Annotated in this window: 5 protein-coding genes and 1 pseudogene; 2 read left to right on the top strand and 4 right to left on the bottom strand. The window is 72.0% G+C overall.

Going from position 1 to position 5873, the window contains the following annotated elements; all coding sequences use genetic code 11:
• From ACRDP3_RS14965 to ACRDP3_RS14955, 3 genes are all read right to left on the bottom strand, one after another.
• A partial coding sequence (locus ACRDP3_RS14965; RefSeq protein WP_431517426.1) for an ABC transporter permease occupies positions 1–1253 on the bottom strand: 1253 nt, incomplete at its 3' end.
• On the bottom strand, positions 1250–2035 hold the full coding sequence (modA, locus tag ACRDP3_RS14960; protein ID WP_431517425.1) for a molybdate ABC transporter substrate-binding protein: 786 nt from the start codon (positions 2033–2035) through the stop codon (positions 1250–1252). The genes ACRDP3_RS14965 and modA, both read right to left, overlap by 4 nt.
• A 22-nt stretch (positions 2036–2057) precedes the next feature.
• Positions 2058–2474 carry a TOBE domain-containing protein gene (locus tag ACRDP3_RS14955; protein WP_431517424.1) on the bottom strand — a complete coding sequence of 139 codons (417 nt, stop codon included), beginning with the start codon at positions 2472–2474 and terminating at the stop codon, positions 2058–2060.
• Positions 2475–2744: 270 nt separating this feature from the next.
• On the opposite strand from ACRDP3_RS14955, the gene ACRDP3_RS14950 reads away from it, so the two are divergent.
• Together ACRDP3_RS14950 and ACRDP3_RS14945 are read left to right on the top strand one after the other, a co-directional pair.
• Positions 2745–4163, top strand: a complete 1419-nt coding sequence (locus tag ACRDP3_RS14950; protein ID WP_431517423.1) for a glutamate decarboxylase — start codon at positions 2745–2747, stop codon at positions 4161–4163.
• 186 nt (positions 4164–4349) lie between these two features.
• Positions 4350–5447 carry a glycoside hydrolase family 15 protein gene (locus ACRDP3_RS14945; RefSeq protein ID WP_431517427.1) on the top strand — a complete coding sequence of 366 codons (1098 nt, stop codon included), beginning with the start codon at positions 4350–4352 and terminating at the stop codon, positions 5445–5447.
• Between the two features lie 55 nt (positions 5448–5502).
• Here the strand turns inward: ACRDP3_RS14945 and ACRDP3_RS14940 are convergent.
• Positions 5503–5873: pseudogene (locus ACRDP3_RS14940) on the bottom strand (LD-carboxypeptidase); the annotation flags it as partial.

Below are 5873 nucleotides of genomic sequence, written 5' to 3'. Positions count from 1 at the left end.
CGGGCCTCGGCCCGGTGCACGCCGTGGGTGCGCAGGCCGTACGCGGTGTTGGCGAGCGCCGTGAGGTGCGGGAAGAGTGCGCCGTCCTGCGGGACCCAGGCCACGCCGCGGCGGTGTGGGGGGAGCGCGCTGACGTCGGTGTCGCCGAGCCGTAGCCGCCGGGCGTGCGCCCGCGGGGTGAGGCCGAGCAGCGCCCGCAGCAGGGTGGTCTTGCCGGCGCCGTTGGGGCCCACGACGGCGATGGTGGTGCCGGGGCCGGCGTCGAGGGTGACGGTGTTGAAGCCGGTGACGTCGGCGTGGAGGGGCCAGCGCTCCTGCGGGGAAGGGGACGGGGACGGGGACGGTGGCGACGGGGGTGACTTGGCGGTGGCGGTGGCGGTGGCGGCTTCGGCCTCGGCCTCGGCTTCGGCTTCGGGTGGTGCGGGGGAGTAGGCGGCTGCCGGTTCGTGCGCCCGGCCGGTCCGGCCCGCCCCCGCGCCGGCCCAGCTTCCGCGCAGGCCGATGAGGACGGCCATGGCGACCGCGAGCAGCAGCAGCGAGACGGAGGTGGCGGCCTCGGGCCGGTCCTGGAGAAGGAGGTAGACCTGAAGGGGCAGCGTCTGGGTGGAGCCGGGAAGGTTGCCGGCGAAGGTGATGGTGGCGCCGAACTCTCCGAGCGCCCTGGCCCAGGTCAGCGCCGCCCCGGCGGCCAGCCCTGGGGCGGCCATCGGAAGGGTGACGGTGGCGAACACCCGTACCGGCGAGGCGCCGAGCGAGGCGGCCGTCTCCTCGTAGCTCGGCCGCAGACCCGCGAGGGTGCCTTCGAGGCTGATGACCAGGAACGGCATCGCGACGAACGTCGCAGCGAGTACGGCGCCCGAGGTGTGGAAGGGCAGAATGACGCCGAAGGTGCCCTCCAGCCAGGGCCCGAGCAGTCCGCGGCGGCCGAAGCCCAGCAGCAGGGCGACACCGGCGACCGTCGGCGGCAGCACCATCGGCAGCAGGACCAGCGAACGCACCAGCGCCTTGCCCCGGAAGTCGACCCTGGCCAGCAGCCAGGCCAGCGGCACGCCCAGCACGAGGGAGAGGCCGAGCGCCCAGCACGACACCAGCAGCGAGAGCTTGAGCGCTTCGGTGACGCCGGGGGCGCTCAGCCGGGTGCCGAGGTCGCTCCAGGGCGTACGGGCCAGGATGCCGGTCAGCGGCAGCAGCAGCAACGCGACCGCGAGCAGCGCGGGCACGGCCAGAACGACGGGCGGGCGGGCACGGCTCATGGCTGCTGGAAGCCCGCGCTCCGCAGGATCTTCTGCGCCCTGGGGCCGCTGAGCCACTTCACGAACGCGGCGGCGGCCTCCGCGTGCTGGGACGTCTTCAGGGTCGCGGCGGGGTAGGAGGCGAGGGCGTTCTGGTCGTCGGGAATCTTGACGGCGTCGACTTTGCCGAGGGCCGTGGCGGCGTCGGTCTTGTAGACGATTCCCGCGTCGGCCTCGCCGAGTTCGACCTTGCCCAGCACGGCGCGGACGTTGGGCTCCTGGGAGACCGGCTCGACGTCGATCTGCTGGGCGTCCAGTACCTGCTTGCCGTAGCGGCCGACCGGCACCTGGGGGGCGGCGAGTACGACCTTCAGGCCGGGGTCGGCCAGGTCCCTGAGGCTGCCGGTCTTCTTCGGGTTGCCCTTGCGGGTGGCGATGACCAGCCGGTTCTTCGCGATCACGGTGGGGGCGCCGGTTTCGGTCTTCAGCCCGTCCATGGTCCTGCGGTCCGCGGTCACCAGCGCGTCGGCGGGGGCGCCCTGCTCGACCTGGGCGGCGAGTTCCTGGGATCCGGCGAAGGAGAACTTCACGCGCGTACCCGCGTGTTCCTTCTCGTACGCCGCGCCTGCCTTCTTGAAGGCATCGGTGAGAGAGGAGGCGGCCAGCACCGTCAGGTCGGGCTTCGGCGCACCGTCGGCTTTGCCGGTGCTGTTGCCGGTGCCGCAGGCGGCCAGCGGCATCAAGAGGGCGGCGGCCACGATCGCGGCGGTGGCGCGCCGGCTGCTGAGGGCGGCTCGGGACATGGGTGGTGGAGACTCCTTCGGGTCAGGTGCGGTCGATGTGCACGCTGGTCGACTTCACGCGGGCAGTGGCCTCCACGCCGACCTCCAGGCCCAGCTCTTCCACGGCTTCGCGGGTCAGCAGCGACACGAGCCGGTGCGGGCCCGCCTGAATCTCCACCTGCGCCGCGACGTCGCCGAGCGTGACGGCGGTGACGATGCCGGGGAAGGCGTTGCGGGCCGAGGTGTACGAGGGGTCCTCCTCCTCGCCGCCGCCGGGACCGGTGCCGCCTCCGGCTCGCGCGAGCTCGACGGAGAACTCGGCCAGCGCCCGGCCCTCGATGAGCCGGCGGCCTCCCTCGTCGCGATGGGTCGCCACCCGCCCCGCGTCCGCCCAGCGGCGTGCCGTGTCGGGGCTGACGCCCAGCAGCCGCGCCGCCTGACCGATTGTGTAGGACTGCATGTGCAACAAGATATACGGAATCACCTCTCAGATACAGCCCGTGCGGCTGATTCGTCTGGCAGTTACCCGGAGGCGGGGGTGCCGGTCGAGCGGCTTCGCTCACCTCATGTCGCGGAGGGGCGGCCGGTGGACGCCTACGGCGGGTCGGCCGCAAGCGGCAGTGCGCGCGCCCGCCGCCGTCCGAAGCAGCCTGGCGGGCCCGGACGGCGGTGGTCAGTATGTTCGCGACGGAAGCACTCCCATTGGCGCGGACTGAAAGGCACCACCACGATGTCGCTGCACAAGGGCCGCCCCGACCCAGGCCGTACGGAACGGACGGGACTGTCGGTCAACCCCTTCTACGGGGCGGCCGATCCCGTCGGCCAGATGGACGCCGAAACGCCGCGCCGCCGGTTGCCCGACGGTCCGATGGCGCCCGAGGCCGCCTATCAGCTCGTACACGACGAGCTGATGCTGGACGGCAACGCCCGCCTGAACCTGGCGACTTTCGTCACCACGTGGATGGAGCCGCAGGCGGGCAGGCTGATGGAGGAGTGCCGCGAGAAGAACATGATCGACAAGGACGAGTACCCGCGCACCGCCGAGCTGGAGCAGCGCTGCGTGGCGATGCTCGCCGATCTGTGGAACGCCCCGGACCCGACGTCGGCCGTCGGCTGTTCCACCACCGGGTCGAGTGAGGCGTGCATGCTCGCCGGGATGGCGCTCAAACGCCGGTGGGCCCACCGCGTCGGCGACCGCTACCCGGGCAGCGCGAAGCCCAACCTGGTGATGGGTGTGAACGTCCAGGTGTGCTGGGAGAAGTTCTGCGCCTTCTGGGAGGTCGAGGCCCGGCAGGTCCCCATGGACGGGGACCGGTTCCATCTCGATCCGGAGGCGGCGGCCGAGCTGTGCGACGAGAACACCATCGGCGTGGTGGCGATCTTCGGTTCCACGCTCGACGGTTCGTACGAGCCGGTCGCGGAGTTGTGCCAGTCGCTGGACGCGCTGCAGGAGCGGACCGGGCTGGACATCCCGGTGCACGTCGACGGCGCGTCGGGCGCGTTGATCGCGCCCTTCCTGGACGAGGAGCTGGTCTGGGACTTCCGGCTGCCGCGCGTCGCGTCGATCAACGCCTCGGGGCACAAGTACGGACTGGTGTATCCCGGCGTGGGCTGGGCGCTGTGGCGGTCGGCGGAGGCCCTGCCCGAGGAGCTCGTCTTCCATGTCAACTACCTGGGCGGCGACATGCCCACCTTCGCGCTCAACTTCTCCCGGCCCGGCGCACAGGTGGCCGCGCAGTACTACACCTTTCTGCGGCTCGGCAGGGACGGCTTCCGGGCCGTGCAGCAGACGGCACGGGACGTGGCCTGTTCGCTCTCCGAACGGATCGAGGCCACCGAGGACTTCCGCATGCTGACCCGCGGCACGGAGCTCCCGGTCTTCGCCTTCACCACCGCCCCGGACGTGACGAGCTTCGACGTCTTCGATGTGTCCCGGCGGATGCGGGAACGCGGCTGGCTGGTGCCCGCCTACACCTTCCCGCCCAACCGGCAGGACCTGTCCGTGCTGCGGGTGGTGTGCCGCAACGGCTTCACCGCGGACCTCGCCGACCTGTTCATGGAGGACCTCGGCCGGCTGCTGCCCGAATTGCGGAGCCAGCCGGGGCCGTTGGGACGCCCGCGGTCGGAGGCGACCGCGTTCCATCACTGACGGGCGCCGATGGTCGCGCTGATGGTTCCCCCGCGAGGGACCTGTCGGTTACGCTGGCGGGCATTCTGAAAGCGCATACATGGGAGCACGACCACGATGGTTGCCGATCCGAACCGACCACTTGCTGGAGCAGATGAGGCAGCTGGAGCAGCCGCGGCAGCCGCACCGGGCACCCGCCGGGCGGCGGTGGACGTCATCCTCCGCCATCAGCACCCCAGCGGCGGCTACCCGGCCTGCCCGACCTTCGAGGTCTACGGGTACTCCTGGTTCCGGGACGGCGCGTTCATCGCCGAGGGAGCCGACCGCGCGGGTGCGACCGACAGCGCCCGCGCCTTCCACGACTGGTGCGCGCGGGTGCTGACCGCCCGTGCCGAACGTATCGAGCGCATCGTGGACACTCTGCGCTCGGGCGGTACGCCCGCCGCCGGCGACTGGCTCCCCGCCCGCTACACCCTGGAGGGCGCCGATGAGGGCGACACCGGCTGGTGGAACTTCCAGCTGGACGGGTACGGCACCTGGCTGCACCTCCTCGTCACGCACCTGCGGCGGCACTCCGCCGATCCCGCTCCCTTCCGGGAGGCCGCCCGGCTCGCGTGCGAGTACCTCGCCGCCTCCTGGAACACGCCCTGCTTCGACTGGTGGGAGGAGGACAGCGAGCAGCGGCACGGGAACACGCTGGCCGCCTCGGAGGCCGGACTGCGAGCTGCCGTCGATGCCGGGCTGGTCGAGGGGGACACCGCCGAGCGCGCGCGTGACGCGGCCGAGGAGATCGCGGCGACCGTACGGCGGGAGGGGGTGCGCGACGGACACCTGAACAAGTGGCTGGGCGGCCCCGACGCGGTGGACTCGAGCCTGCTCTCCGCGCTCACCCCGTTCGAGCTGGCCGACGGTGAGCTGGCCGAGCGGACGCTGGCCGCCGTCGAGCGGGACCTGCTGCACGAGGGCGGCGTCTACCGCTACCGCGCCGATACCTTCTACGGCGGCGGACGCTGGCCCGTACTCGCAGCCCTGCTCGGCTGGCACTACGCCCGTACTGGGCGCCGGGCGGACGCGGAGCGGCAACTCCGCTGGATCGAGAGCCAGTTCACGGCGGAGGGGCTGCTGCCCGAACAGGCTCCCGAGGGGCTGCGGCTGGCGCCGGAGCGGGAGCAGGAGTGGCTTGACCGCTGGGGACCGAATGCCACTCCGCTGCTCTGGTCGCACGGGATGTACCTGATCCTGGCCGACGAGCTCGGGGTGCTCGACGGGACGGTGGCCGGGTCGGTGGCCGGGTCGGGGTCGTAGGGCAGTTCGGCGGGGCGTGGGTCGGTACGTCGGTGGGCTGTGCGCCAGTAGGTCGGTACGTCACAGCGATGCGTCGCGCCAGGCCGTCCACTCGTACGAGGCCGCCATACGGAATCACCAGCTGCGGATCGGTGTGCCCGAGATCCACGTCGAAGACGGCCATGACGTCCGGGGCATACGCCGCCAGCGCGCGCAGCACCGCATCGCGCTGCTCCTCGGCGTAACGCCTCTTGTCCGCTGCCTGGTTGGGTTGCTGGAAGGACCATGCCTTGGCGCGGCCCATCAGCAGCGCGTCGAAACGGGCCAGCAGGCCGCGTTCGCCCATGCTGCGCAGGATCCAGAAGACCTCCCGGGCACTGGGCATGTCCTCGGAGGTGTCCAGGAACAGGACGCTGCCCTCGTACGCTGCGGGGTCGCGCTCGATCC

Origin of the sequence: Streptomyces sp. (genome assembly GCF_050698815.1) — a bacterium.
In the GTDB taxonomy this organism is placed as follows: domain Bacteria; phylum Actinomycetota; class Actinomycetes; order Streptomycetales; family Streptomycetaceae; genus Streptomyces.
The sequence above is the reverse complement of the archived record's forward strand: the minus strand, read 5'-3'. Positions and strand labels throughout refer to the sequence as shown.